Source organism: Serratia sp. Z4 (genome assembly GCF_009900725.1).
GTDB classification, from domain to species: domain Bacteria; phylum Pseudomonadota; class Gammaproteobacteria; order Enterobacterales; family Enterobacteriaceae; genus Serratia; species Serratia nematodiphila.
This window is the reverse complement of record NZ_JAAABD010000001.1, coordinates 387,435-413,050: the sequence shown is the minus strand read 5'-3', so window position 1 is coordinate 413,050 and position 25,616 is coordinate 387,435. Positions and strand designations below refer to the sequence as shown.

At 61.3% G+C, this 25,616-nt stretch carries 24 protein-coding genes; 12 read left to right on the top strand and 12 right to left on the bottom strand.

The features are described 5' to 3' along the window. Positions 1 to 29: 29 nt before the first annotated feature. Positions 30 to 512 carry a kinase inhibitor gene (locus GT753_RS02070; RefSeq protein ID WP_015377008.1) on the top strand — a complete coding sequence of 161 codons (483 nt, stop codon included), beginning with the start codon at positions 30 to 32 and terminating at the stop codon, positions 510 to 512. Positions 513 to 576: 64 nt separating this feature from the next. Here the strand turns inward: GT753_RS02070 and pgl are convergent, their stop codons facing one another. Next, positions 577 to 1,572: a 6-phosphogluconolactonase gene (pgl, locus tag GT753_RS02065; protein ID WP_160125212.1), complete on the bottom strand. Its 996-nt coding sequence runs from the start codon at positions 1,570 to 1,572 to the stop codon at positions 577 to 579. A 721-nt stretch (positions 1,573 to 2,293) separates the two neighbouring features. Here pgl and GT753_RS02060 point away from each other — a divergent pair. Beyond that, positions 2,294 to 4,264: an acyltransferase family protein gene (locus GT753_RS02060; RefSeq protein WP_160125211.1), complete on the top strand. Its 1,971-nt coding sequence runs from the start codon at positions 2,294 to 2,296 to the stop codon at positions 4,262 to 4,264. 96 nt (positions 4,265 to 4,360) lie between these two features. Next, complete coding sequence (locus GT753_RS02055) at positions 4,361 to 5,179, top strand: pyridoxal phosphatase (RefSeq protein ID WP_004939809.1); 819 nt, start codon at positions 4,361 to 4,363, stop codon at positions 5,177 to 5,179. Positions 5,180 to 5,210: 31 nt separating this feature from the next. On the opposite strand, the gene modC is transcribed toward GT753_RS02055, so the two are convergent. From modC to GT753_RS02010, 9 genes are all read right to left on the bottom strand, one after another. Then, on the bottom strand, positions 5,211 to 6,278 hold the full coding sequence (gene modC / locus GT753_RS02050; protein ID WP_015377004.1) for a molybdenum ABC transporter ATP-binding protein ModC: 1,068 nt from the start codon (positions 6,276 to 6,278) through the stop codon (positions 5,211 to 5,213). Further along, positions 6,279 to 6,968 carry a molybdate ABC transporter permease subunit gene (gene modB, locus GT753_RS02045; protein WP_015377003.1) on the bottom strand — a complete coding sequence of 230 codons (690 nt, stop codon included), beginning with the start codon at positions 6,966 to 6,968 and terminating at the stop codon, positions 6,279 to 6,281. It lies immediately after the preceding gene. Continuing rightward, complete coding sequence (modA, locus tag GT753_RS02040; protein WP_160125210.1) at positions 6,965 to 7,738, bottom strand: molybdate ABC transporter substrate-binding protein; 774 nt, start codon at positions 7,736 to 7,738, stop codon at positions 6,965 to 6,967. The genes modB and modA overlap by 4 nt, the downstream gene beginning before the upstream one ends. A gap of 158 nt (positions 7,739 to 7,896) precedes the next feature. Continuing rightward, complete coding sequence (locus tag GT753_RS02035) at positions 7,897 to 8,046, bottom strand: AcrZ family multidrug efflux pump-associated protein (protein WP_004939813.1); 150 nt, start codon at positions 8,044 to 8,046, stop codon at positions 7,897 to 7,899. Positions 8,047 to 8,191: 145 nt separating this feature from the next. Then, entirely contained in the window at positions 8,192 to 8,980 is a 789-nt protein-coding gene (locus GT753_RS02030) for an ABC transporter ATP-binding protein (RefSeq protein ID WP_015377001.1), read from the bottom strand. Beyond that, positions 8,977 to 10,002 carry an iron ABC transporter permease gene (locus GT753_RS02025; RefSeq protein ID WP_160125209.1) on the bottom strand — a complete coding sequence of 342 codons (1,026 nt, stop codon included), beginning with the start codon at positions 10,000 to 10,002 and terminating at the stop codon, positions 8,977 to 8,979. The genes GT753_RS02030 and GT753_RS02025 overlap by 4 nt, the downstream gene beginning before the upstream one ends. A gap of 1 nt (position 10,003) precedes the next feature. Next, a complete protein-coding gene (locus GT753_RS02020; protein ID WP_021505417.1) occupies positions 10,004 to 10,759 on the bottom strand; it encodes a trans-aconitate 2-methyltransferase in 756 nt (251 codons plus the stop codon). Between the two features lies 1 nt (position 10,760). After that, positions 10,761 to 11,756: an ABC transporter substrate-binding protein gene (locus tag GT753_RS02015; RefSeq protein WP_160125208.1), complete on the bottom strand. Its 996-nt coding sequence runs from the start codon at positions 11,754 to 11,756 to the stop codon at positions 10,761 to 10,763. Positions 11,757 to 11,760: 4 nt separating this feature from the next. Beyond that, positions 11,761 to 13,923, bottom strand: coding sequence for a TonB-dependent siderophore receptor (locus GT753_RS02010; RefSeq protein ID WP_160125207.1), 2,163 nt, complete (start codon positions 13,921 to 13,923; stop codon positions 11,761 to 11,763). Between the two features lie 188 nt (positions 13,924 to 14,111). Between GT753_RS02010 and modE the strand changes: the two genes are divergently transcribed. The 9 genes from modE to gpmA all read left to right on the top strand — a co-directional run bounded on the left by modE (position 14,112) and on the right by gpmA (position 23,171). Beyond that, positions 14,112 to 14,903 (top strand): molybdenum-dependent transcriptional regulator, encoded by a 792-nt coding sequence (gene modE / locus GT753_RS02005; protein ID WP_015376996.1) that lies wholly within the window; start codon positions 14,112 to 14,114, stop codon positions 14,901 to 14,903. A 90-nt stretch (positions 14,904 to 14,993) separates the two neighbouring features. Continuing rightward, positions 14,994 to 16,481 (top strand): molybdate ABC transporter ATP-binding protein ModF, encoded by a 1,488-nt coding sequence (gene modF, locus GT753_RS02000; protein WP_160125206.1) that lies wholly within the window; start codon positions 14,994 to 14,996, stop codon positions 16,479 to 16,481. A gap of 94 nt (positions 16,482 to 16,575) precedes the next feature. Beyond that, the gene (locus tag GT753_RS01995; RefSeq protein WP_049242102.1) at positions 16,576 to 17,148 is read left to right on the top strand and encodes a cysteine hydrolase family protein; all 573 of its coding nucleotides are present in this window, start codon (positions 16,576 to 16,578) and stop codon (positions 17,146 to 17,148) included. Between the two features lie 166 nt (positions 17,149 to 17,314). Next, positions 17,315 to 18,133, top strand: a complete 819-nt coding sequence (locus GT753_RS01990; protein WP_049242100.1) for a CPBP family intramembrane glutamic endopeptidase — start codon at positions 17,315 to 17,317, stop codon at positions 18,131 to 18,133. 286 nt (positions 18,134 to 18,419) lie between these two features. Beyond that, positions 18,420 to 19,472, top strand: coding sequence for a galactose-1-phosphate uridylyltransferase (gene galT, locus GT753_RS01985; RefSeq protein ID WP_160125205.1), 1,053 nt, complete (start codon positions 18,420 to 18,422; stop codon positions 19,470 to 19,472). Beyond that, on the top strand, positions 19,469 to 20,620 hold the full coding sequence (gene galK / locus GT753_RS01980; RefSeq protein WP_160125204.1) for a galactokinase: 1,152 nt from the start codon (positions 19,469 to 19,471) through the stop codon (positions 20,618 to 20,620). Before galT ends, galK begins: the two co-directional genes overlap by 4 nt. Further along, positions 20,614 to 21,657, top strand: coding sequence for a galactose-1-epimerase (galM, locus tag GT753_RS01975; RefSeq protein ID WP_160125203.1), 1,044 nt, complete (start codon positions 20,614 to 20,616; stop codon positions 21,655 to 21,657). The genes galK and galM overlap by 7 nt, the downstream gene beginning before the upstream one ends. Before the next feature lie 197 nt (positions 21,658 to 21,854). Next, a complete protein-coding gene (locus GT753_RS01970; RefSeq protein WP_028127665.1) occupies positions 21,855 to 22,202 on the top strand; it encodes a PsiF family protein in 348 nt (115 codons plus the stop codon). A 216-nt stretch (positions 22,203 to 22,418) separates the two neighbouring features. After that, positions 22,419 to 23,171 carry a 2,3-diphosphoglycerate-dependent phosphoglycerate mutase gene (gpmA, locus tag GT753_RS01965; protein ID WP_004939834.1) on the top strand — a complete coding sequence of 251 codons (753 nt, stop codon included), beginning with the start codon at positions 22,419 to 22,421 and terminating at the stop codon, positions 23,169 to 23,171. 46 nt (positions 23,172 to 23,217) lie between these two features. Here the strand turns inward: gpmA and GT753_RS01960 are convergent, their stop codons facing one another. Both GT753_RS01960 and GT753_RS01955 read right to left on the bottom strand, forming a co-directional pair. After that, positions 23,218 to 24,255: a M48 family metallopeptidase gene (locus tag GT753_RS01960; protein WP_004939835.1), complete on the bottom strand. Its 1,038-nt coding sequence runs from the start codon at positions 24,253 to 24,255 to the stop codon at positions 23,218 to 23,220. A gap of 7 nt (positions 24,256 to 24,262) precedes the next feature. Further along, on the bottom strand, positions 24,263 to 25,453 hold the full coding sequence (locus GT753_RS01955) for a YjgN family protein (RefSeq protein ID WP_015376988.1): 1,191 nt from the start codon (positions 25,451 to 25,453) through the stop codon (positions 24,263 to 24,265). Between the last annotated feature and the right edge of the window lie 163 nt (positions 25,454 to 25,616).

Here is a 25,616-nt window from a genome sequence, read left to right as displayed (position 1 = left end):
CTCTGCTTTTATCGCAACTGGGAGTCATTATGGCTTTTCGTTTGTACAGCAACGATCTGCAGGACGGCGGCACAATGCCGCAGACGCAGGTCTTCAACGGCATGGGCTACCACGGCGATAACCTGTCGCCCCATCTGGCCTGGGACGGCGTGCCCGAGGGCACCAAGAGCTTTGTCGTCACCCTGTACGATCCCGATGCCCCTACCGGCTCCGGCTGGTGGCACTGGGTGGTGGCCAATATTCCGGCCGACGTGCGTGAGCTGCCGCAGGGCGCAGGCTCCGGCAAAGCGCCGCTGCCGAGCGCCGCGCTGCAAACCCGCACCGACTTCGGCTCGGCCGGTTACGGCGGCGCCGCGCCGCCGAATGGCGAAAGCCATCGCTATCAGTTCACCGTGCATGCGTTGGACGTGGAGCGCATTGACGTGGATGAGGGTTCCAGCGGCGCGCTGGTGGGCTTCAACGTCCATTTCCACAGTCTCGGCAGCGCCACGCTGACGGTGATGTTCAACTGATCCCCCGCCAATAAAAAAGCGCGGTCAACCGCACCGCGCTTTCCACTCGAGTCTGGCTGACGAATTACTTCGCCAGCACGCTCACCCACATCGGGCCCTTGCCCACCGGATAACGCGCCAGCATGGTCAGCTCGCCGCTGCTCTGGTCAATTTCATGCACCGCGATGTGATCGGACTTCTGGCCGGACGAAATCACGAAGCGGCCGCTGTGATCGATATTGAAACCGCGCGGCTGCGTTTCGGTCGGATAATAGCCGGCCACGCTCAGCGTGCCGCCGTCTTCGGAAACGCTGAAGAGGGTCAGAATGCTGGCGGTGCGATCGCTGGTATACAGGAAGCGGCCGTTCGGCGTGATATGAATGTCCGCCGCCCAGCGGGTGCCGTCGAAATCGCTCGGCATGATGTCCAGCGTTTGCGTCACGCTGTACTTGCCGCCGTTTTCCGAAATGGCCAGCACGTCTACCGTGCCGTTCAGCTCATTGACGCAGTAGGCGAACTTGTCGTTGTGGTGGAACGCCATATGGCGCGGGCCGGCGCCGGCGGCGATATCCACCGCGTCCTGCGCGTGCGGCGTCAGCTGGCCCGCCAGGCTCAGGTTAAACAGACGGATGCGGTCTTCTTTCAGACACGGCACCAGCACCAGCTGGTTGGTCGGATCGATGTTCGCCGAGTGCGGCGCACTCAGGCCGTCGATCTGTTGGATCGGCGCCGTGACCACGCCGTCGTGGCCGATCGGGCTGATGCTGGCGCAGTTGCCGCTGTAGGAGGCGGAGAACAGGTAACGCCCCTGCAAATCGGTCGAGATATGGGTCGGGCTGCCCGGCAGCGGCGCCATGCCGGCCTGCTGCAACGTGCCATCCGCCTCGATGCGGTAGCTGACGATACCGAACGCCGGACGCACGCCGACGTACAGGTGAGTCTTGTCCGGATGAAGGGTCATCGGCTGCACCTGGCCCGGCACGTCAACGGTTTGCAGCAGCGCCAGCGCGCCGGCGTCGTCCAACTGCCAGACGTGGATCTGCTGGCTCTCCGGGCTGGCGACATAAACGATTTGCTTCATGTGTTCTCCTTGCAAAGGGTAAAAGAGGAACCGGTTTCAGGCCGTTCGCTTGTCCCTAGCTTACCGCACATCCGTCACATGGCACTACCGCATTACGCTTAAATCCCCAAGCCACATACTTTCCCCCCCAGACAACATCTACGTTCAAAATGCCAAAAGCCATCATCCTAGCGTCTGCTGCGATTTTCTTATCGGAAACGAGCAGTCATAGAGAATGGAAGACAGACTCACGAATTATTGATAAATTAAAAGGCCTGCTCAAAATTTAAAATAGAATTTGCCGCCGCACGGTTAGTCACCTTTACATTAGCAATATACATAACCACCTGGCGTCATTAAAAAAACATAATTAATCTAAATAACCAAAGCGATTATCATAATTAATACACATAGATAAAATTAAGAAAATAACAAACATTAATTAATCGATATATAGCATATTGCCGTCCACAGTCGGTACAGACACGCCTATGTCTCACTGGACATAACAGCCATGTCGGGTTTGGCATACCACCTACACCCATGGCATGTTCCTTTAATAATTCTCTTAATGAATGAATTTGGCCGCATACATAAATACACATGAAAAATAATTAAGAAGGATTAATAAAAAAACACGTCAATCGCGATTGCAATAACACCATGGGAAAGCGTGCCCGCACGCCTTTACTTTATGGGTGCCTATTAAAAAACCCAAAAATACATTTAATGAGTAATAGATATGTTTTCTTTTTCACAGAGTTTCAGACATGACATCAACGGGCTTAGAGCCTGGGCAGTAATCGCCGTCGTACTTTTTCATTTCGGCATCCCGGGTTTTGCCGGCGGTTTTGTTGGCGTGGATATTTTCTTCGTCATATCCGGTTTTCTGATGACACGCATCATCGTGACCGGCCTGGAGGAAGGCCGCTTTTCACTTTGGCAATTTTACCTTGCCAGGGCCAGACGCATCATTCCCGCCCTACTTGCGCTCTGTTCGACCTTACTGTGCCTGGGATGGTTCTGGTTACCAACGCTGGATTACCGTCAACTGGCAAAACATGCCTTTACCGCCATACTCTTCCTGTCTAACGTGAAGTTTTGGAAAGAAGCCGGCTATTTTGACAGCGTATCCCATGAAAAATGGCTGCTGCATACTTGGTCGTTATCCGTAGAATGGCAGTTCTATATTATCCTGCCGCTGGCCCTTATGTTGATATGGCGATTGGGGGGCAAAAACGGCTTCATGCGCTTCATCATTTTAGCCGGCGCGGTCTCCTTTGGCTTATCAATCATCATGTCTTCCCTCGCGCCCTCCGCCGGGTTTTTTCTTATCCCAACCCGAGCCTGGGAAATGCTTGCCGGAGGAATCGTCTGGCGGTTAACGCAAAACCGAACGCTCAGCGGAAAAAGACGTATTTATACGGAATGGCTTGGGATGCTATGCATCGCGATAGCCATCGTGGGATGTGATGCCAGTAAACCCTGGCCCGGTTATAACGCCCTGTTGCCGGTTATCGGCGCCATGTTGGTGCTTGCCGCCGGCCGCCAGGATTCCCCCTTGACCTCAAACCCCGTCGCTGCACGTCTGGGTGTTTCATCCTACTCTATTTACCTTTGGCATTGGCCGATTGCGGTGCTGCTTGTCTACACCAATGCTCAATCCGAGATGAAATGGGTAGTTGCGGGATTACTGGCCAGCGTGTTGCTTGGCGAGTTGTCGCTTCGTCTTATAGAAAACCCTGCCCGCAAGTGGCTTTCAAGGCAAACAACGCGTCAATCAGTGTGTACAATCGGAATCGCTACCATGCTGGTTGCTGCGCTGTGTGTCACACTGTTTACCGTTAATTTCTCCGGCAGGTTACCGCAGCAAATCGATCTGATCGCCAACGAAGGTACCAACATGCTCGCCAACAGAGATGAATGCTTCGCCAAGTCCGGCATCAGCTCGCCATCCTGTATCTATGGAGGCGAAAATATTCGGGTTATCATCGTTGGCGATAGCCACGGCGATGCGATGATCTCTGCAGTCGAGTCCGCCCTGCCAAATCAAACTGATGGGCTTCTCAATCTCACTTATGCAGGCTGCCCAACGCTCTTCGGTGCCAACGTTGTTCCCGGCGCGCTTGACGATAATATTCAGTGCAGCGCATTCAATCAGTGGATAAAAGAAAAACTATCCACGCTGGACAACAATATCCCCGCAGTCGTGATTAACCGAACCAGTGCTTACGCCTTCGGCCAGCAAATTGCGGGCGCGAAGCTGAACCAACCCTCGGTGTATTTTTCGAAGGTATATCGTACCCCTGAGCCGGGATTTTTGTCCGAGTTCAAAACTTCACTCGTCGACACTCTGTGTGAAATGGCTACAGAACGGCAAATTTATGTTGTGCGTCCGGTGCCGGAAATGCTCGTCAATGTGCCAAAAACACTGTCGCGCCTGCTGAGTTTTGGCGGTTCAGAGCCCGACATATCCATCTCCGAAACAGATTACCGACAACGTCATGCTTTTGTCTGGCAAGCTCAAGATGAAGCGGCGAAAAAATGTGGCGTAAAAATTTTGGATCCGCTTCCTTACCTCTGCCGAGACGGCAAGTGCGCGGGAACTCACAATGGGCGGCCCATCTATTTTGACGATAACCATCTTAGCGAATATGGCAACAAACTTCTGGTACCGATGTTCAAAACTCTGTTCTCATCAGTGTCCAAATAAGTCATCGGTCGGCGATAGCAGGCAGGCCGAATTGTTTGCATCAGAGCGAAGAGGTACCATCAGATTAATTTTATGGCTAACGATAACGAGAACCCTATGAGCTACCGCGTCATCGCCCTCGATCTTGACGGCACCCTGTTGGACAACCAAAAACGCATCTTACCGCAGTCGCTGGAAGCGCTGGCGCAGGCGCGCGCCGCCGGCGTCCAGGTGGTGGTGGTCACCGGCCGCCACCACGTCGCCATCCATCCGTTTTACCAGGCGCTGCAGATAGATACCCCGGCCATCTGCTGTAACGGCACCTACCTGTATGATTTTCAGCAGAAAAAGGTGCTGGCCGCCGATCCCTTGGCGAAGGAGCAGGCCAAACAGGTGCTGCAGATGCTCAAACAGACCGACATTCACGGGCTGATGTACGTTGACGACGCCATGCTGTATCAGGAACCGAGCGGCCATGTGATTCGCTCGCTGGCCTGGGCCGAAACCCTGCCGGCGGCGCAGCGCCCGACGCTGCTGCAGGTCGGCAGCCTGACGCAGGCGGCCGACGACGCGCAGGCGATCTGGAAATTCGCCACCTCGCATGCCGATATCCCCGCGCTGCGCGAGTTTGCCGACACGGTGGAGAAAGAGCTGGGGCTGGCGTGCGAATGGTCCTGGCACGATCAGGTGGATATCGCCAAAGGCGGCAACAGCAAAGGCAAACGCCTGCGTCAATGGGTAGAGTCGCAGGGGCTGAGCATGGATCAGGTGGTGGCGTTCGGCGACAACTACAACGACATCAGCATGCTGGAAGCGGTCGGGTTGGGCGTGGCGATGGGCAATGCCGATGACGCCATCAAGGAACGCGCCGATCTGGTGATCGCCGATAACCTGCAGCCGGGCATCGCCGAGGTGATCCGCACCCGCGTGCTGTAATCTTTTCGCCCTCCCGCCGGGAGGGCCTGTCTTAGCGGCTCTCGCGGCTGATAGACACGCTCTTCACCTGCGCATACAGCCACTGCCCGGGGCGGATCGCCAGTTCATCGCGCGCCCAGGGCGTGATGCGCGCCCACAGCACGTGTTCCCCGACCGCCAGCTTCACTTCCACCTGCCCGTCCACGTCCAGACACTCGCTCACCTTGGCCGGCAAGACGTTGCGAATACTGCTGTTGACCGGCGGCTGCAGCACCAGCGAGACGTCGGCGGCGTTGATGCGAATGCGCAGCTGGGTGCCCAGTTCGGCGTCGAGGCCGCTGACCCACAGCCTTTGATCGCCAAGCGCCAGCGCGGTCATGGCATAACGTTGATGATGCTCAATCACGCTGACGCGCAGCACGCTGCTCTGATCTTCACGCTGCAGCCACGGCCGCAGCGCGCTGCTGGCCCAGACTTCTTCCAGCCCGCCGAACGCACGCACCTCACCGCGATCCAGCACCAACACCTGCTCGGCCAGCCGCAGGATCTCGTCCAGGCTATGGCTGACATAGAGGATGGGAATGTTCACGTCCTGCGCCAACCGCTCCAGATACGGCAGCAGCTCGCGTTTGCGCGGCAGATCGAGCGAGGCCAGCGGTTCGTCCATCAGCAGCAGTTCCGGCGCCGTCAGCAGCGCGCGGCCGATCGCCACCCGCTGTTTTTCACCGCCGGAGAGCGTCAGCGGCAGCCGATTAAGCAGCGGCCCGATGCCCAGCAGCTCGACGATGGTATTGAACTGCGCGCGCATGCCGGCCGCCATGCCGTATTGCAGGTTGCCGCGCACCCGATAGTGCGGGAACAGCCGCGCATCCTGAAACACATAGCCGATACGGCGCTTTTCCGGCGGCAGGCAGAGGCCCGCGGCGGTATCCACCAGCGTGCGGCCATTGAGCGCGATGCGCCCCTGCTGCAAACGGGTCAGGCCGCCGATGGCGTTGATCAATGAAGTTTTACCTGCGCCGGACAGGCCGAAAATCGCGGTGATGCCCTGCGCCGGCAAATCGGCGCGGACGTTGAGATTGAGGTCGCCCAGCTGCTGCGAGAAATCCAGCTCCAGCATTTACACCCCCATCCGTTTGCGGCCCCAGCGGGCCAGCCATTCGGACACCATCAGCGAAGCCAGCGACAGCACGATGGCGATCACGCACAGACGCGCGGCAGCGGCCTCCGCCCCCGGCGTTTCAATCAGCGTATACATCGCCAGCGGAATGGTGCGGGTTTCACCGGGAATGTTGGAGACGAAGGTGATGGTGGCGCCAAACTCCCCCAGCGAACGGGCGAAGGCCAGCACCACACCGACAATGACGCCGGGCAGCGACAGCGGCAGCGTGATGGTGAAAAACACCCGCCACGGATTGGCGCCCAGCGTGCGCGCCGCCTGCTCCAGCCGGGTATCCACCGCCTCCAGCGCCAGCCGGATGGCGCGCACCATCAGCGGAAACGCCACCACCGCCGATGCCAGCGCGGCGCCGCGCCAGCTGAAACTGAAGCTGAAACCGAACCAGTCGTACAGCCACTCGCCGATAACGCCGCGCCGCCCCATGGCGATCAACAGCAAATAGCCGACCACCACCGGCGGCAGCACCAGCGGCAGGTGAATGACGCCGTCCAGCAGCGCCTTGCCGGGGAAGCGGCAACGCACCAGCACCCAGGCCATCAGAATGCCGAACGGCAGGCTGCAGACCACCGCCAAACCGGAGACTTTCAGGCTCAGCTCAACCGCCTGCCACTCGTACTCACTCAGAATCATTTACGCGGGGTGAATCCATAATGTTCGAAAATAGCGGCCGCTTCCGGGCTCTTCAGATAGGTATAGAAAGCGCTGACCGTCGGATTTTGACGATCTTTCACCATCGCCATCGGATATTCAACCGATTTGTGGCTGTCTTCCGGGAACACGCCCACCACTTTCACCTTGTCGCTGGCGACCGCGTCGGAGCCGTAGACGATGCCGAGCGGCGCTTCACCGCGCTCCACCAGCGCCATGGCGCTGCGCACGTTGTTGGCGCGTGCCAGTTTCGGCTCCAGCAGGCTCCAGGCACCCAGGTGTTCCAGCGCTTCCTTAGCGTAGATGCCGGCCGGCACATGATCCGGATCGCCCACCGCCAGGCGGCCGCCGTTGAGCAGCTTGGCCCAGTCGGTCTGCTTGTCGATGGCGATCTTGTCTTGCTTATCGCTCTTGGCGGCGATCAGCACCAGTTCGTTGCCCAGCAGCGTGTAACGGGTGTCTTTCACCATCTGCTGCTTGTCGATGGCGTAATCCATCCACTGCTGATCGGCGGAGATAAACAGATCGGCCGGAGCGCCCTGCTCAATTTGGCGCGCCAGCGTCGAGGACGACGCAAAGGAGGAAACCACCTGCACGTCCTTGCCTTTTTGATATTGGGTGGCGATGTCCTGCAGCGCGTTGGTCAGCGACGCGGCAGCGAACACGGTGATCTTTTCCGCCGCCGAAGCCTGAGCCACCAGGCCCGATGCCAGAACGATCCCGCCAACCCATTTGGTCCATTGCTGTTTCATTGTTTTTCTCCGCAAGTTAACGTGCATTATCACTCTTCGTTATATAAAAAATAATATAACGTTGCGCGAAAGCTTGTCATGCGGTTTATCGGCAAAGCGTGAGATAACTTGAGGAATGCCCGCCGGGGAATGCCGGCGGGTATCGGGATGGGGAACGGTCAGTGCTGGGTGCGGTTTTCTTTCGAACGGCCCACTTTGGAGAAGACGTTGAACACTTCGCCAAAACCGTAGATCAGGCCGAGAATGAGCGCCATCACCACCGGCACCATCACCACGGCGAACAACAGACTTTTCAATAATTCCAACATGATAGCCTCGCTTAACTGCCCATTGAGCGGCAAATACCTTTCACCGCATATCCGGTTATTCTAACCCAAAAAAATCGATAAAACGGAGTTATTTTAGCCAGCGAGGCGAAATTGTGATCGGCCAAATGTGCCCTTTCAGCCGCCCTCATCCCGGCGCGGGGTAATAGATCAACGGCGGCGCATAGCCGGCGGGCGCCGCCAGCCTGGCCTCCACACCGTATACCGCGCGAATGTTCTCCGGCGTCAGCGCCTGCCGCGGCGCGCCCGCCGCACAGATCCCGCCCCGCTGCAGCAGCGCGATCCGATCGCAATAACAGGCCGCCAGATTAAGATCGTGCAGCGTCACCACCACGCTGAGTTTCAGCCGCCGCAGCAAGGCCATAAACTGCTGTTGATGGGCGATATCCAGATGATTGGCGGGCTCGTCCAGCAGCAGCCACGGCGTTTGCTGCGCCAGCGCGCGCGCCAGATGCACCCGCTGCCGTTCGCCGCCGGACAGCCGCTGCCAATCGCGATCGGCCAGGTGGCTGATGCCCACTTGCTCCATCGCCTGCCCGGCGAGGCGGCGATCCTCGGCGCCGAAACCGCGCCAGCGGCCGGTATGGGCCAGGCGCCCCAGCAGCACCGCCTCCTTCACCGGCAGCGCGAAGGCGCCGGGGGCGGATTGCTCGAGAAAGGCGATGCGCCTGGCGCGCTCCCGCCCGGAAAACGCGGTAATTTCGCGCCCTTCCAGCCAAACGCGGCCCCCGGCGGCGGGCTGCAGCCCGGCCAGCAGCTTGAGCAGCGTGGATTTACCGCTGCCGTTGACGCCGAGCACGCCGGTGACCTCACCGGGCAAGGCGCAGAAACTGAGATTTTCCAGCACCGTGCGTGCGCCCGCTCGCCAGCTCACCGCCTCGGCGCACAGGCCGGATCGCGCTTTTTCAATCGTCATGCATTGACCTTCCGATACAGCAACAGCAGGAATACCGGCACCCCCAGCAGTGCGGTCAGCACCCCGACCGGCAGCTCGCGCGGGGCAAACAGCGTTCTGGCCAGCGTGTCCGCCGCCACGGCGAACAGGGCGCCGCACAGCGCGCTGGCCGGCAACAGCAGCCGATGCCGCGAACCGACCAGCCGCCGGGCGACGTGCGGCACCGTCAGCCCGATAAACCCCACCGCGCCGCTGAACGCGACGATCGCCGCCGTCAGCGCGGTGGTCGCCACATACAGCAGCAGCTTCAGCGGGGCCACCGCCACCCCCAGCGAAGCGGCGGTCACGCCGCCAAACGCCAGCGCGTCCAGTTCGCCCGCCCGCAGCCAACAAAGCAGCAGCACCGCCGCCAGCGCCAGCCCGCACAGCCCGACCTGCGGCCAGCGCGCGTCGCTGAACGATCCCAGCAGCCAGAACATCACGCCGCGCGTGGCGTTGGCGTCCGCCTGCCAGAGGGTGATCAGTGAAGTCAGCGCGGAGAGCAGCTGCGTCACCGCCACCCCGGCCAGAATAAACAGCGTGGACTCCCCCTGCAGCGAACGCCCGGCCAGCAGCATCACCAACGCAAACGCTCCCAGCGCGCCGATAAACGCCCCGCCGGACACCGACAGCAGGCCGCCTCCCAGCCCCAACACCAACACCGTCACCGCCCCCACGCCGGCGCCGGAGGAGATCCCCAGCACCCAGGGATCGGCCAGCGGGTTGCGGGTCAGCGACTGCAGCACGGTGCCCGCCAACGCCAGCCCGGCGCCGGCCAGCGCCGCCAACAGCGCGCGCGGCATCCGCAGCGACCAGATGATGCGCTGATACACCTCGGCATCGGACGCTGCGCCGCCGCTGACGCCGAGTACAATGCGCCAGGCGTCGCGCCACGCGATCGGCGCGGGCCCCGACAAGGTGGCGCCCAGCAGGGCCAGCGGCAGCGCCGCCGCCAGCAGCAACAACCAGCCGGCCTCACGGCCGGGCAGTAACCGCCGGCTCATGCTATTTCCAGCCTGCAATCACATAGTCGTCCAACAGCTGCCATACCGTCCCCACCTCGCTGAAACCGGCCTGTCTGAGGGCCGCGAGCTGGAAATCCACCGGCGTCGGCGGCGGTACCGGCCGGCCGGCGAACAGCGCTTCGCGCTCGGCCTGATAAGCGGCCAAGGCCGGCGATTGCAGCGCGCCGGCGAACCAACGATCCCAATCCTCAACGCCGCAGTCCCAGGCACGCTGTTGGGTCTGCTCGTCGTGCCGCTCCGCCAACGCTTTCAACCTCGGCTGACGGTGATCACAGCGCTGATGATCGGCATTGAGGAATACGCCGCCGGCGGCCAGCAGCCCGGCGACGTTACGGTACAATGCCAGCTGCTGCTCCGGCATCAGCCAGTGCAGCGCCGTGCTGGACACCGCCGCCTGCGGCGTGGGGCCGGACAGCACGGAAAAACAGGCCGGATCCGCCAGATCGGCCTGCAGGATACGGATCCGATCGCCATACTCCGCCAGCGCGCCGCGCGCCACCGCCAGCAGCAGCGGATCGAGATCGATGGCGGTCACCCTGGCCTGCGGAAAGCGCTGCAAAATACGCAGGCTCAGCGATCCCGGGCCACAGGCCAGATCCAGCACGTGAAAATCCTGGCCGACGGCCAGCGCCAGCACGTCCAGCTGGGCGTTAAAACGCGCTTCGCGTTCGGCGATGTAGGCCGCCTGCTGGCGATCCCAGGAGTCCAGCAGCGAAGAGAATGAAACGGCAGTCATATCAAGGTTCCTTGTTGGAAAGCGTCGGAGCCTGCGGCGACAAGGCCGCCAGGCCCCGAATCAAACGGCCCAGCGCCGCCACGGTGCGGGCGGAAGGGTCCATGTCGTAACCGGGGAGGATCACGTAGCGCCGCTGACGCACGGCGCGCAGCGTCGCGGTCAGCGGGTGATGCTCCAGAAAGGCGATCTTGTCGGCCGCGCTGTCCCCGAAGCCGCCGCGCGGCAGATCGCCAAGCACGATCGCATCCGGATCGCGCGCGGCAATAACCTCCCAGGATACCGTCGGCCACAGCTCGGGCAGATCGCCGAACAGGTTCTCGCTGCCGACGCTGCGGCTCAACAAGCCTGGCGCGCCGCAGCAGCCGGCCACATAGGGCGTCTGCGCGCCGGCATACCACCACAGCAGCCGCCAATGCGGCAGCTGTGCGCGCTGCGGCTCAAGCGCCCTCAACTGCCCGCGCAGCCGTTCGATCAGCGCTTCACCGGCGCGGCTGACGTTGAAGATACGCGCCAGCTCCCGCAGCTCGGTGAAAATGTCTTCGAACGTCAGCGCGGCGGCGATCGCGCTTTGCTGGCCGCTGCAGGCGCCGGGAGAGAGATAAGTGCCGATGCCCCATTCCGCCAGCCGCGCCCGATCGGGCGTTTCCGGGCTGTGCAGCCAGTAATAGCTGGCCGAATAGACAAAATCCGGCCGCATCAGCAGCAACGCTTCCGCCGTGGGCGGCGCCGGGCTGGCTGGCACCCGCAGCGCCTCGGCCGGCGCCGTCGGCGTGGGATCGCGCGCGCGGTCATACCCGACCACGCCGATCGCACGGCCGGCCAGCCCCAGCGCCAGCAGGTTTTCCAGCGCCGGGTTGGCGTAAACCAGCACCCGCTGCGGCGGCTGCGGGTAATCGCGCGTTACCCCGCAATTGTGCAGGCTGACGGCATCGGCACGCAGCGGCGCGCCCCAGCCCAATCCCAGGGCGCACAACAACAGGTAAAGCGAACGTTTCACGCCGTCAGAACCTGACCGACACGAAGGTTTCATAGCTGCGCGGCGGCGCGATCAGCGCCTGATCCGGGTAGGTGCGCTGATAGGCGTACAGCTGGTTGGTGGCGTTGCGAATGCGGAAACCGACATCGACGATCGGCGTCAGCTGATAATCCGCCGCCAGATCAAGCGTGGTGTACGCGCGCATCTTGCGCCGGTTGGCATCGTCGTTGTAACTGCTGCCGACGTAGCGCAGCGAAGAAGCCAGCCCCAAACGTTCCGTCGCCTGATAATGCACGCTGAGGTTGGCGGTCCAGTCCGGGATATAGGCCGGGTGATTGCCGTTGTAGCTGCGCAACGGGCTACCGCCGCGATAGTCGTCGTAGCGGGCGTGCGTGTAGGCGGCGTTGCCGGCCAGCTCCCAGCGATCGTCGGGACGCAGCACCACGCCAAGTTCGATGCCACGTGACGTCTGCCTGCCTACCGCGTTCAACGCATCCGGCCGCTGCGCGTCGGGCACAAACAGGTTGTCCTTGCGCAGTTCGTACAGCGCCAGCGTCGCCTCGCCCTTGTTACCCCAAAACTGCCCTTTGGCACCGGCCTCCCACTGGCGCGCTCGCGTCAGCGGCAGATCGGTCTGCGTCGGGCTGAGGAAGAACAGATCGTTGCCCGGCTCCTGGCCGGTGGTGTAGTTGGCGTAGAGCGTGAGGTTATCGGTCAATGCATAGCTGGGGCCCAGGCTCCAGGTGCTGAAAACGTAGGTGCGCGCGCGGCTCTCTTCCTGCGGCCCCTGGAAGCGCCAGTCCATGTCCATATGGTTGTAGCGCAACTGGCCCAGCAACGCTAAACGCTCGGTCAGGCTGAAGCGATCTTCAAGAAAGGCGGCGTACTGATTCTGGGTGACGTGGCGCACCGGCGCGCGTTGGCGATCGGTGCCCTGCGCGAACGGCTCTCTGGGCGGCGCGCCGAGCGGCACGTCTTCGGAACCGGGGAAACCGTTGGAGTAGTACTGAAAATGCCGCTTGCTCAGATCGAAGCCGACCAGCAACCGGTTATCGAAACCGGCAATGGCGCGGTCGAACACCAGCGAACTGCGGTTGCCGATCAGATCGTCGTCGTGTGCCAGGGCGCCGAAAGAGTCGCGGTTGACGTCGCCGGGCCGGGCCGCCGCCGCGACGCGGAAACGCTCGACGTTGCGCCATTCGCGAAAGCCGCTGTAGTAATAGAATTGGTTATGCCACTCCACTTCAGGCGTCATAAACCAGTCCAGACTGGCCTGAAATGCGGTGGCGTTGCTCTGGATGCGGCTGTCGGTCAGGTTGTTGTAATTGATGTCGCGCAGCTCGCCGGCAATGCGCCCATCCAGCAGCGGCGTGCCGTAGTAAGGGTTGTTGGTGCGGTTGAGCATGCGGTCCAGGCTCAGCGTCAACAGCGCATCGTCGGTCAGCTTAAACAGCAGCGAGCCGGAAATCCGCTTCTGCCGATCGCGCTCGTCCTGCACGTTGCTGCCGCTGTCGTTGCCGCTGACGTCCAGCCGATACGCCACCGCATCGTCCACCAGCGCGCCGCCGGCTCCCAGATGCAAACGCTGGCTGCGGTAGCTGCCGAAGCCATAGTCGAGTTCAACCGGCTGGCGGCTGAAGGTCGGCCGCCGTGAGATCAAGTTGACGCTGCCGCCCGCGGCGCTCAGGCCGTTCAGCGCCGATCCCGGCCCGCGCAGTATCTCGATGCTGTCGTAATGCGCCGGATCGCCCAGCTGCAGCGTGCTGCCGGGCATTTCTACGCCGTTATACAGCCAGGCGATCGGCCGGAAACCGCGCGCGGAAAAGTTGTTGGATAACGTCGGCGAGGCCACGCCGGACAGGCCGGTGGCGTGCTCGACGGCGGCGGCCAGCGAGCGATCGCCCCGCTGTTGGATCGCCCGCGCGCTGATGATATCGATGCTGCGCGGCGTCTCCCGAGCGGTCAGCCCGAGCTGTGACGCGCTGCGGCTCACGGCGTTCAACGCATCGTAGCGCCCGGCGGGGGCTGCCGCCTCCACGGTGAGATGTTCTTCGCATCCCGTGGCATTGCGGGCTTTATCGCAGTCGGCGGCGAAAGCCAGCGGCGCCGTCAGTGCGCCACCGACCCAGGCGGCGGCCAGGCATAAAGATTTTCTGGGCGCGCGAAAGCGCCGGCGTGTCGAACTCATGTGGAGCATCCCTGTGGTGAAATAAAAACCGGCCGCAGCCGGCGTAAAGCCTTATCGTTTTTCTGTTATGTTATATTATAACAGCAAAGCAATACCAGTCTTTATTACCCCGCTCTCCAGCGCACTGCGTTTGGCGCTTTGCCGCCAAATCGGCGACAATAAGATTTTTGCCGCCGACAGGATGCGCTATGCAGGCCGAAATTCTTCTGACTCTCAAACTCCAGCAAAAGCTGTTCGCCGATCCGCGCCGCATCGCGCTGCTGAAACAGGTGCAGCACACCGGCTCCATCAGCCAGGGCGCCAAGCTGGCGGGCATCAGCTACAAAAGCGCCTGGGATGCCATCAATGAGATGAACCAGCTGGCGGAACAAACGGTGGTGGACCGCGCCACCGGCGGGAAAGGCGGCGGCGGCGCACAGCTGACGCGCTATGGCCAGCGGCTGATCCAGCTGTATGACCTGCTGGGCCAGGTGCAGCAAAAGGCCTTCGACGTGTTGCAGCAGGACGATCTGCCGCTCGACAGCCTGCTGGCGGCCATCTCGCGCTTCTCGCTGCAAACCAGCGCGCGCAATCAATTCTTCGGTACCGTCATCGAACGCGATCATCAGCAGGTGCAGCAGCACCTGGCGATTTTATTGAACGACGGCAGCACTCGCCTGACGGCGGCCATTACCCAGCAAAGCGCCGACCGGCTGCAGCTGACGCCGGGCAAAGAGGTGCTGGCGCTGATCAAGGCGCCCTGGGTGCGGTTAAGCGTCGAGACGGCGGAACATGCCGGCGCGGATAACGCGCTGGCGGGCGTGGTGGCCGGCATTCAGCCAGGCGCCGAACACAGCGAGGTGCTGGTGACGCTGGCGGGGGGCGAAACCCTGTGCGCCACGCTGACGACGGCGGAGCTGCAGCGTCTGCAACTGAGCGTCGGCGCCGCCGTACACGCCCTGTTCAACGCCGACCACGTGATTGTCGCCACGTTGTGTTAAGCGCAACGTAACGTTGCATTTTTGTTGATTGACATCCCCCTGCAATGCGCCTATTTCTAAGGCAAATAATTGCAAAAAAAGGAACAGGTGATGTCGTCGTTGCACATTTCGCAAGGTTCATTCCGCTTAAGCGATACCCGCACCCTGACGCTGGACGCGCTGGAAATCCAGGCCGGCGACAGCTGGGCCTTCGTCGGCGCCAACGGCAGCGGCAAATCCGCCCTGGCGCGGGCGCTGGCCGACGAACTGGTTCTGCTCGGCGGCGAGCGCCGCAGCGACTTTCAGCACGCGGTGCGCATCTCCTTCGAACAGCTGCAAAAAATGGTCAGCGACGAGTGGCAACGCAACAACACCGATCTGCTCAGCGCGGACGAAGACGACACCGGCCGCACCGCGGCTGAGATCATTCAGGAAGAGGTGAAAGACGCCGCGCGCTGTGAGCGGCTGGCCGCACAGTTCGGCATCACCGCCCTGCTGACGCGCCGCTTCAAATACCTCTCCACCGGCGAAACGCGCAAGACCCTGCTGTGCCGGGCGCTGATGCCCGAGCCCGACCTGCTGATCCTCGACGAACCCTTCGACGGGCTGGACTTGCACTCACGCGCGCAGCTCGCCGCGTTGCTGAGCGAGCTTTCCGCCCAGGGCCAAACCGTGGTGCTGGTGCTCAACCGGTTCGACGAAATCCCGGATTTTGTCCGACGGGTGGGCGTGCTGGCGGACTGCACCCTGACCAGCCGCGGGCCGCGCAGCCAGGTGATGGCGGACGCGCTGGTGGCGCAGCTGGCGCACAGCGAAAATCTCAACGGGCTGGCGCTGCCGGAAACCGAGGATCCGACGCAAAAAGTAGCCCTGCCGGCGGATCGGCCGCTGATCGTCCTGCGTGACGGCGTGGTCAGCTATAACGATCGGCCGATCCTCAATCACCTCGACTGGCAGGTAAATCCCGGCGAACACTGGCAGATCGTCGGCCCGAACGGCGCCGGCAAATCCACATTGCTCAGCTTGATCACCGGCGATCATCCACAGGGCTACAGCAACGATCTGACGCTATTCGGCCGCCGCCGCGGCAGCGGGGAAACCATCTGGGAAATCAAACGCCATATCGGCTACGTCAGCAGCAGCCTGCATCTGGATTATCGCGTCAACACCAGCGTGCGCAACGTGGTGATGTCAGGGTTTTTCGATTCGATCGGCATTTATCAGGCGGTTTCAGATCGTCAGCGGCAGCTGACAGAGCAATGGCTGGCGCTGCTCGGGGTCAACGGCGCGCGCGGTGACGCCCCGTTCCACAGCCTTTCCTGGGGCCAACAGCGGCTGGCGCTGATCGCCCGCGCGCTGGTGAAACACCCGGCGCTGCTGATCCTCGACGAGCCGCTGCAGGGGCTGGATCCGCTCAATCGCCAGCTGGTGCGCCGCTTCATCGATGTGCTGATCGGCCAGGGCGCCACCCAGCTGCTGTTCGTCTCGCACCATGCCGAAGATGCGCCGCAGTGCATCACTCACCGCCTCAGCTTCGTGCCCGACGGCGAAGGCGGCTATGGTTACCAACAGCAACGGCTGGAGGCGGCCTCCGCCTGAAACGCGGCGTAAACATATCCGGCAACACTTCACCGCAGCACATCACATTTGGCCTTTTATCATAGAAAGGAAGAAGGCCATTTCTGGAGACGCCATGTCCGCTGCGTTGATTATCATCGACCTGATCGAAGATCTGATCGGGCCCAAAGGGCGCGCCAACCACTGCCACGAACAGGTGGCAGCGACCCACCTGCTCGCCAACGTCAATGCCGCCGCGGCCTATGCCCGGGTGCGAAAAATCCCGGTGATTTGGGTGCGGGTGGGATTCGCCGACGATTATCATGACATTCCGCCCCATTCGCCGCTGTTCAACCATCTCAAGCAGATCGGCGCGCTGCGGTTAAACGGCCCGGGCTGCCGCTGGATGCCCGAACTGCATCAGGAAGAGACCGATCTGCAGTTTGAAAAAACGGCAGTCAGCGCTTTCTCCGGTAACAATTTGTTAGCCTGGCTGCGGCAACATCGGTGCCACCATCTGCTGCTGGCGGGCGTCAGCACGCCGCTCGCCATCGAGAGCACCGCGCGGCAGGCGCACGACGCCGGCTTTCAGGTGACCGTACTGCACGATCTGTGCGCGGCCCCCACGCAGGAGATCCACCAGCAAAGCCTCGATACCTTGCAAAACCTGGCCGAAATCACCCGTTCGCAGGCATGGATGAAAGGCTAACCCTCATCGCCGCCGGTCGTGTGGGCCGGCATCATGCACAAATGCATCACTGCCCCGACCTTTAGCGTCATCTTGGTGTGCTACTATCCGCTCTAGCGCTCAATTTCGCCATCATCGCACGCCGCAAAGGCGCTGAGCGCCGTGTACATATTTAAAGGGACATATTATGTGGGGCGTACTGGCTGCTTCGTTATTTTTCTTGCCGTTCAATCGGCTGATAGCCTGGGTGATCCTGGCCGCCTCGGCGGGCATGGGGCTTTATCATGGGGTACTGACGCCGCTCAGCCTGGGTTGCCTGTTGGCCATCGTGGCACTGGCGGGGCTGCGCCACCATTTTCGCGAGCAGCGTAATCTGGCGATTGCGCTCGAAGGGCTGGTGGTCGCCGGCTGCGTGGCGCTGTTCTTGCACCTGGTGCCGGGCATCCACAATCAGTTGATGATCGACGGCGAAAAAGCCGGCCCGCTCAGCGCACCGTTCACCATGTATTACAACTTCGATAAGGCGATGGTGCCCTTCCTGCTGTTCGCCTGCTTGCCCACGCTGTTTTCCGCCGAACGCGGCGGCAACGCCGGCAAAACGGGCTGGATTGCGCTGCTGCTGGCCGTGCCGGCGCTGTTGCTGCTGGCCGTCGCGCTGGGCGGCTTAAAAATCGAGTTGCATGCGCCCGCCTGGATCCTGCCTTTCGTGATGGCAAACCTGTTCTTCGTCTGCATGGCCGAGGAAGCGCTGTTTCGCGGCTACCTGCAACAGCGTCTCAGCCAGTGGCTGGGCGCCTGGCCGGCGCTGATCGTCGCCTCCCTGGTGTTCGGCGCCGCGCATCTGGCGGGCGGTACGCTGATGGTGATCTTCGCGACCCTCGCCGGGGTGATCTACGGCCTGGCGTGGATGTGGAGCGGCCGTCTGTGGGTGCCGATTCTGTTCCATTTCGGGCTTAACCTGACCCATCTGCTGTTCTTCACCTATCCGCTGTACCAGCATTCTTAGCGGCTGAAGCCGGCAGAGAGCCCCCTCTCTGCCGGCTGGTCGGGTGAAAACGCTATCACCGGCACCTCACCGCAATGCCCTCAATCACGTTATCGCCCGCTTTTCTTCGCCCTTCCTGCGCTTTTCAATGAAGTGTAAACGATTCCATTTTTCGCGTTAGATCACCTTTTTACCGCCGCGGGCGTGCTATCTTTCTGCGCAATAGCCTCTCCCTGTTCAGCAACGGGCGTCTCAAGACGGTAATTGGAAGCGATTACACTTTCGTCGGCGCCAAGAAAGGAACCGTATGACGGAATTTAACCCTATCGATCATCCGCACCGCCGCTACAACCCGCTCAGCGGCCAGTGGGTGCTGGTTTCACCGCACCGCGCCAAGCGCCCCTGGCAGGGCCAGCAGGAGGCAATCCCCACGGAAACGCTGCCGGCGCACGATCCCGACTGTTTCCTGTGCCCGGGCAATGCGCGCGTCACCGGCGATCGCAATCCGGATTATCGCGGTACCTATGTTTTCGCCAACGATTTCGCCGCGCTGATGAGCGATACGCCACCGGCGCCCGATAGCCAGGATCCGCTGATGCGCAGCCAGAGCGCGCGCGGCGTCAGCCGGGTGATCTGCTTCTCTCCCGATCACAGCAAAACCCTGCCCGAACTGGCGCTGCCGGCGCTGGAACAGGTGGTCGCCGCCTGGCAGGCGCAAACCGATGAGCTGGGCAAGCACTATCCCTGGGTACAGCTGTTCGAAAACAAAGGCGCGGCGATGGGCTGCTCCAACCCGCACCCGCACGGGCAAGTCTGGGCCAACAGCTTTCTGCCGAACGAGGCCGAACGCGAAGATCGCCTGCAGCACGACTATTTTCGGGAACACGCCTCCCCGCTGCTGCTGGATTATGCGCAGCGCGAGCTGGCCGCAGGCGAGCGCATTGTGGTGAACACCGAACACTGGCTGGCGGTGGTGCCCTACTGGGCCGCCTGGCCGTTTGAAACGCTGTTGTTGCCGAAAGCGGAGGTGCAGCGCATTACCGATCTCAGTGCGGCGCAAAGCCGCGATCTGGCGCTGGCGCTGAAGAAGCTGACCAGCCGCTACGACAACCTGTTCCAGTGTTCCTTCCCCTATTCGATGGGATGGCACGGCGCGCCGTTCAACGGTGCCGACAACCGGCACTGGCAGCTGCACGCCCATTTCTATCCGCCGCTGCTGCGTTCAGCCAGCGTGCGCAAGTTTATGGTCGGTTACGAGATGCTGGCGGAAACCCAGCGCGACCTGACCGCCGAACAGGCCGCAGAGCGTCTGCGCGCCGTCAGCGATATTCATTACCGTGAAGCCGGAGCCCAAGCATGAGCCTGAAACCGCTTACCCATTCCCTGTTTACCGAACACTTCGGCTACGCGCCGGCGTTGACCATCCAGGCGCCGGGGCGGGTGAACCTTATCGGCGAGCATACCGATTACAACGACGGCTTCGTGCTGCCCTGCGCCATCGATTACCAAACCGTCATCGCCTGCGCCAAGCGCGACGACCGCCAGATCCGCGTACTGGCCGCCGATTATCAGAATCAGCAGGATCAATTCTCGCTCGACGAGCCGATCGTCAGCCATCCCGATCAGCGCTGGTCCGACTATGTCCGCGGCGTGGTGAAGCACCTTCAGCGCCGTAACGCCGATTTCGGCGGCGCGGATCTGGTGATTGCCGGCAATGTGCCGCAGGGCGCGGGGCTCAGCTCCTCCGCCGCGCTGGAAGTGGCGGTGGGCCAGGCGCTGCAGGCGCTCTATCAGCTGCCGTTGGACGGCGTGGCGCTGGCGCTGAACGGCCAGGAGGCGGAGAACCAGTTCGTCGGCTGCAACTGCGGCATCATGGACCAGCTGATCTCCGCGCTCGGCCGGCGCGACAGCGCTCTGCTGATCGACTGCCGCTCGCTGGAGACCCGCGCGGTGCCGATGCCGGACAACGTCGCGGTGGTGATCGTCAACTCCAATGTGCAGCGCGGGCTGGTGGACAGCGAGTACAACACCCGCCGCACACAGTGCGAAGAAGCGGCGCGATTCTTCGGCGTCAAGGCGCTGCGCGACGTCAGCCCCGAACAGTTTGCAGCGCGTCAACATCAGTTGGATCCGTTGGTGGCCAAACGCGCGCGGCACGTCATCAGCGAGAACGCCCGCACTCTGGCGGCGGCCGACGCGCTGGCGGCCGGCGACCTGCAGCGCATGGGACGGCTGATGGCGGAATCCCACGCCTCGATGCGCGATGACTTTGAAATCACCGTGCCGCCGATCGATCGGTTGGTCGAGATCGTCAAAGCGACGATCGGCCCGCGCGGTGGCGTGCGCATGACCGGCGGCGGCTTTGGCGGCTGCATCGTCGCGCTGGTGCCGCAGGATCTCGTGGAGACAGTGCGTGCCGCCGTGGCGCACGAGTATCCGCGGCAAACCGGCGGATTGCAGGAAACCTTCTATGTCTGCCAGGCTTCGCAGGGGGCCGGCCCATGCTGACGGTGAGCACGGAAGCGGCGCCCGATGGGCAACCTTACCAGCTGACACTGCTGCAAAACGCCGGCGGCATGACGGTGACGCTGATGGACTGGGGCGCCACCTGGTTGTCCGCCGTCTTGCCGCTCAAATCCGGTGAAAAGCGCGAGCTGTTGCTAGGTTGCCACAGCCCGGCGGACTACCCACGTCAGGGCGCCTATCTGGGTGCCACCGTCGGCCGTTACGCCAACCGCATCGCCAACGCCAGTCTGCCCATCGACGGGAAACCCCATGCGCTGGCCGCCAATCAGGGCGCCCATCAGCTGCACGGTGGTCCCGACGGTTTTCATGCCCGCCGCTGGCGCCGGGTGCAGCATGATGCGCAGCAGGTCTGCTATGCGCTGCATTCGGCGGAGGGCGATCAGGGTTTCCCCGGCAATCTCGACGTGCAGGTTTGTTACCGCCTGACCTCGGATAATCGCCTGGAAATCAACTATCTGGCGCAGGTCGATCGCCCCTGCCCGGTCAATCTGACCAACCACGCCTATTTCAATCTGGACGGCGCCGGCACCGACGCCCGCGCCCAACGGCTGCAGCTGTTCGCCGATCGCTATCTGCCCGTTGACGCCGAGGGCATTCCCTGCGCCGATCTGACGCCGGTGGACGGCAGCGGCATGGATTTCCGCCAGCCGAAAACGCTGCTGCAGGATTTCCTGCGCGATTGCGACCAGCAGCGGGTAAAAGGCTACGATCACGCCTTTCTGCTGCATCGTACCTGCGGGGCGCTGGAGAGCCCGGCGGCGCATTTGTGGTCCGCCGACGGGCAAGTGCAAATGAGCGTGTTCACCGACGCGCCTGCGCTGCAGCTCTACAGCGGCAATTATCTGGCCGGCACGCCGGCGCGCGATGGCGGCAGCTACGCCAACCATGCCGGCGTGGCGCTGGAGAGCGAGTTTTTGCCGGACAGCCCGCACCACCCCGAGTGGCCGCAGCCGGATTGTTGGCTGCAACCGGGGAGCCGCTACCGCAGCGCCACGCATTATCAGTTTTATCCTATCTGACCCGCTACGCCCCTCGCCGTGCGGCCGGGGGCAATTTGTTATAAATGCTTACCTTTTAGCGCCATCCCCCCACCGGCGCCCACCTTCCCTTATTCCAAAGCGCGCACTACACTCAGGCTACCGTGATAAGCACAACGCCTTGTGCAACGTCACAATTTTCGGCCGATGGCGGCCAATCAATAGCTGAAGGAACACCTATGCGTCTGATTACTGCACTTCCATTGCTGGCGGGCTTAATGCTGAGCACCAATCTGATGGCGGCCGACGCGACGACGGCGACGAAAACGCCTTCGCCGGCGCAGGCGGCCCAACAGAAACGCATGACCGATTGCAACCAGCAGGCATCCACCAAGTCGCTGAAAGGCGCCGATCGCTCCACCTTTATGAGCACCTGCCTGAAGTCCGAAGGCGCCGCTGCGTCCGGCAAAACCCTGACGCCGCAGCAGCAGAAAATGAAAAGCTGCAACGCCGACGCCAAGACCAAGGATCTGAAGGGCGACGCGCGTAAAACCTTCATGAGCAACTGCCTGAAAAAATCTGCCTGATTTTCCCTACGCCACGGCGCGTCCGGAGCGATTCCGACGTGCCGTTTCTCCCCCTTCCGCCTCAGCCTGAACGATTCAGCTTTTTCCTTTCGCCAGCCCTTACTTTGCGGCAAGAAATTGGCTATGGTTAGACACTATCGATTGCCGAGCCCCGGCCCGCGGCAATATAATGATTTTCGTTATCATTGAAATGTCAGATTATTAAGGAGTTAAGCTATGGCTGTAACTAAGCTGGTTCTGGTGCGTCACGGCGAAAGCCAGTGGAACCAAGAAAACCGCTTCACCGGTTGGTATGATGTTGATCTGTCCGACAAGGGCCGCACCGAAGCGAAAGCAGCAGGCAAGCTGTTGAAAGAAGAAGGTTTCACTTTCGACTTCGCTTACACCTCCGTACTGAAGCGCGCGATCCACACCCTGTGGAACATCCTCGACGAGCTGGATCAGGCCTGGTTGCCAACCGAAAAATCCTGGAAGCTGAACGAACGTCACTACGGCGCGCTGCAGGGTCTGAACAAAGCGGAAACCGCGGAAAAATACGGCGACGAGCAGGTGAAACAATGGCGTCGCGGCTTTGCGGTGACCCCACCTGAGCTGACCAAAGAAGACGAACGTTACCCTGGCCACGATCCGCGCTACGCTTCGCTGACCGAGCAAGAGCTGCCGCTGACCGAAAGCCTGGCGCTGACCATCGATCGCGTTATCCCTTACTGGGACGAAGAGATCCTGCCACGCATCAAGAGCGGCGAGCGCGTGATCGTTGCGGCGCACGGCAACTCCCTGCGCGCGCTGGTGAAATACCTGGATAACCTGAGCGAAGATGAAATCCTCGAGCTGAACATCCCAACCGGCGTGCCGTTGGTGTATGAGTTCGACGAGAACTTCAAGCCAACCAAACGTTACTACCTGGGTAACGCCGACGAGATCGCAGCAAAAGCGGCGGCCGTAGCGAACCAGGGTAAAGCGAAGTAATTTCGCCCGTTCACGAAAAAGCCCCCGGTTTTCACCGGGGGCTTTTTTATTGCTGCTGCGCCATCGCCTCATTCACCGCGTCCAGCCGTTCCTGCATCGCCGGATGGGTGCTGAGCCAGGCAGGCAGCGCCCAGTCATCGGTCTTTTCTCGTTCAGGCGCCTGCGCCAACGCGCGGTAGATCGCCGCCATTTCCGCCAGCGAACGCCCCTGGCGCTGCATTTCCGCTATCGCAAACGCATCCGCCTCACGCTCCATCCCGCGAGAAAACTGCATCTCATTCACGAAGGACGCAGACTGCAGCAGCGTATCGCCGATGCCGCTGACGTCACCCGTCATCCACATCAGCGTCAACGCCACCAGTGACGAACGCACTAACATGCGCATCGGGTGACGATGAGCGTGATGCCCCATCTCATGCAGCATCACCGCCGCCAGGCCATCGTCGTTTTTTGACAAGGTGACCAGGCTATCGCTGAGCACCAGCGTGCCGTCGGGCAACATAAAGGCGTTCGGCGCACCGGGCGCCGCCATCAGCTTCAGCGAGAGCGGCGTGCGCTCCTGGCGCATCTCGGCCGGCATCACCTGCCGGAATAGCTGCTGCAACGCCCGTTGCCGCTCGGCCGGCAGTGCAGAGGGCGCGAAGCCGCTCTGGTCCAAAAACGTCTGCGTATGTTTGCCCAGCGTCTGTTCCACCGAGGTGGGGATGCGCATGGCGATCTCGCTGCTCGCCCACGGCAGCACCACGTAAACGTAAGCCACTACCGCCAGCAGCGTCATCAGCAGCGCCAGAGCGACGCCGCGTTTATGGCGTTCCAGGCGATGCACCCACCCTGGCGAACGGCGCTGATAGAACCAGCGGCGAAAGGCTGCGTCGTCATCAGGCACAAAGCGCCCGCCGCCCTTGAAGGTGAGCGTCAGCGGAATATTACCCAGCGCGGCAGAAACGGTGATGTCCGTCAGCGGGATGTAACGCTGTTCATCCTGCCGCTGCAACGTCACGCCTTCGCCGCTTTCGTTCACCAGCAGACGAGCCGCCTCACGTGCGGCCCGTCCCGGCAACTGATAAGCGCCTTCAAGGATCATCGGCGCCTCAGAAGTTGCCGCCCAGATCCAGCGCCTGCAGCGCTTCTTCGGCCACCGCGCTGTTGGCGCTTTCCTGATGCGCCGTAATGTCCAGCAGCGCCAGATCGCCTTCAACCGCCGTGCAGGCCGCCAGATAACGGGCATGACGCACTTCCGCCACCGGCGTCGCCAAACCGAGCGAGAACAGGGTAATCAGGGTATTGGTGATCAACAATCCCATGTATGGCAGCGTTTTCATTGAGGAATGCAGCTTGATGTCGCCGTTCAGCCTTGCCTGGTTAAACAGATAATTGCGCTGGGCAACGACCTGGTAGCTGCTGGCCACCAGCGCGCCGATTAACAGCACCACCATCATCAGCAGAAGGCTGCTGATATTGTCCAGCACCAGCACATCAATGGCTTCGTTGGTCAACAGACCCATCAACACCATCTGATAGAGAGTAAAGAAGAACGAACCGATGCACACCAACGCGACCAACATAAATGGCAGGAATATGAGCAGGCCGATCAAGGCAAATTTGATAAAGGCCGATTTCTTCAGTTCGGCAATAAACGGTGTGCGCCCGAAGAACAGGTTATTAACGTACAAATCATGCTGCAGTGCGCTAATAATACCATTTACCGCCGCAAATGCCGGCACGGCCAAAATCAACGTCAGCACCAGCATAAAAGCGATGGCGTTGATGCTGCCAAGACCGCTGCCAATGCCGAGCAAGATGATCAGACCGACATACAGCCCGATAATCAGCAATAACGGGCAGAACAGTAAAGCCCAATAGGCGCGCCCGGTGCGGCAGACATAATTAAAACGCACGCCGCGATAGCTCGACATAATCGCATTGTAGCGCCAGCTGCGGATAACGATCCACGGCAGCAGGGCAAGCAACACCAGCAAAGCCAGCAGCCCCAACAGTGGCGTTATCGCCAGCAAGATATAAAACACGATGATGCCGCCGATCACCAACAGCCGCCCTTTCAGAATTTGCAGCGGTTGTGCATGGTAGTCGAAACGATCGCCGTCCAATTCCGTGTTGCCGTAAAAATAGCGGCGACGGCGCACCGTCGCCCAGGCGGAATAGATGCCCAGGGTCAGGGCGGTCAATAATGCATTGACTAACCAAATAGCGAAGTACTCACCACCTTTCCCATGGAATTTAATCCGGTGCAGCCCCAGCGGCTGCGAGGTATTGTTTGTCATAATTCTTTCATCCTGAAAGGAATAAGGTCATACCACTCCCCACTTATTAGGCCTGCGGGGTTTATGGAATAAAAAAAGCGTCTTATATAAGCACAATGCCGCGAGCAGTGACAATTATTCTTTTCTTAAATAGGAATAATGCGAAGGGGGTCGCTTAATGACT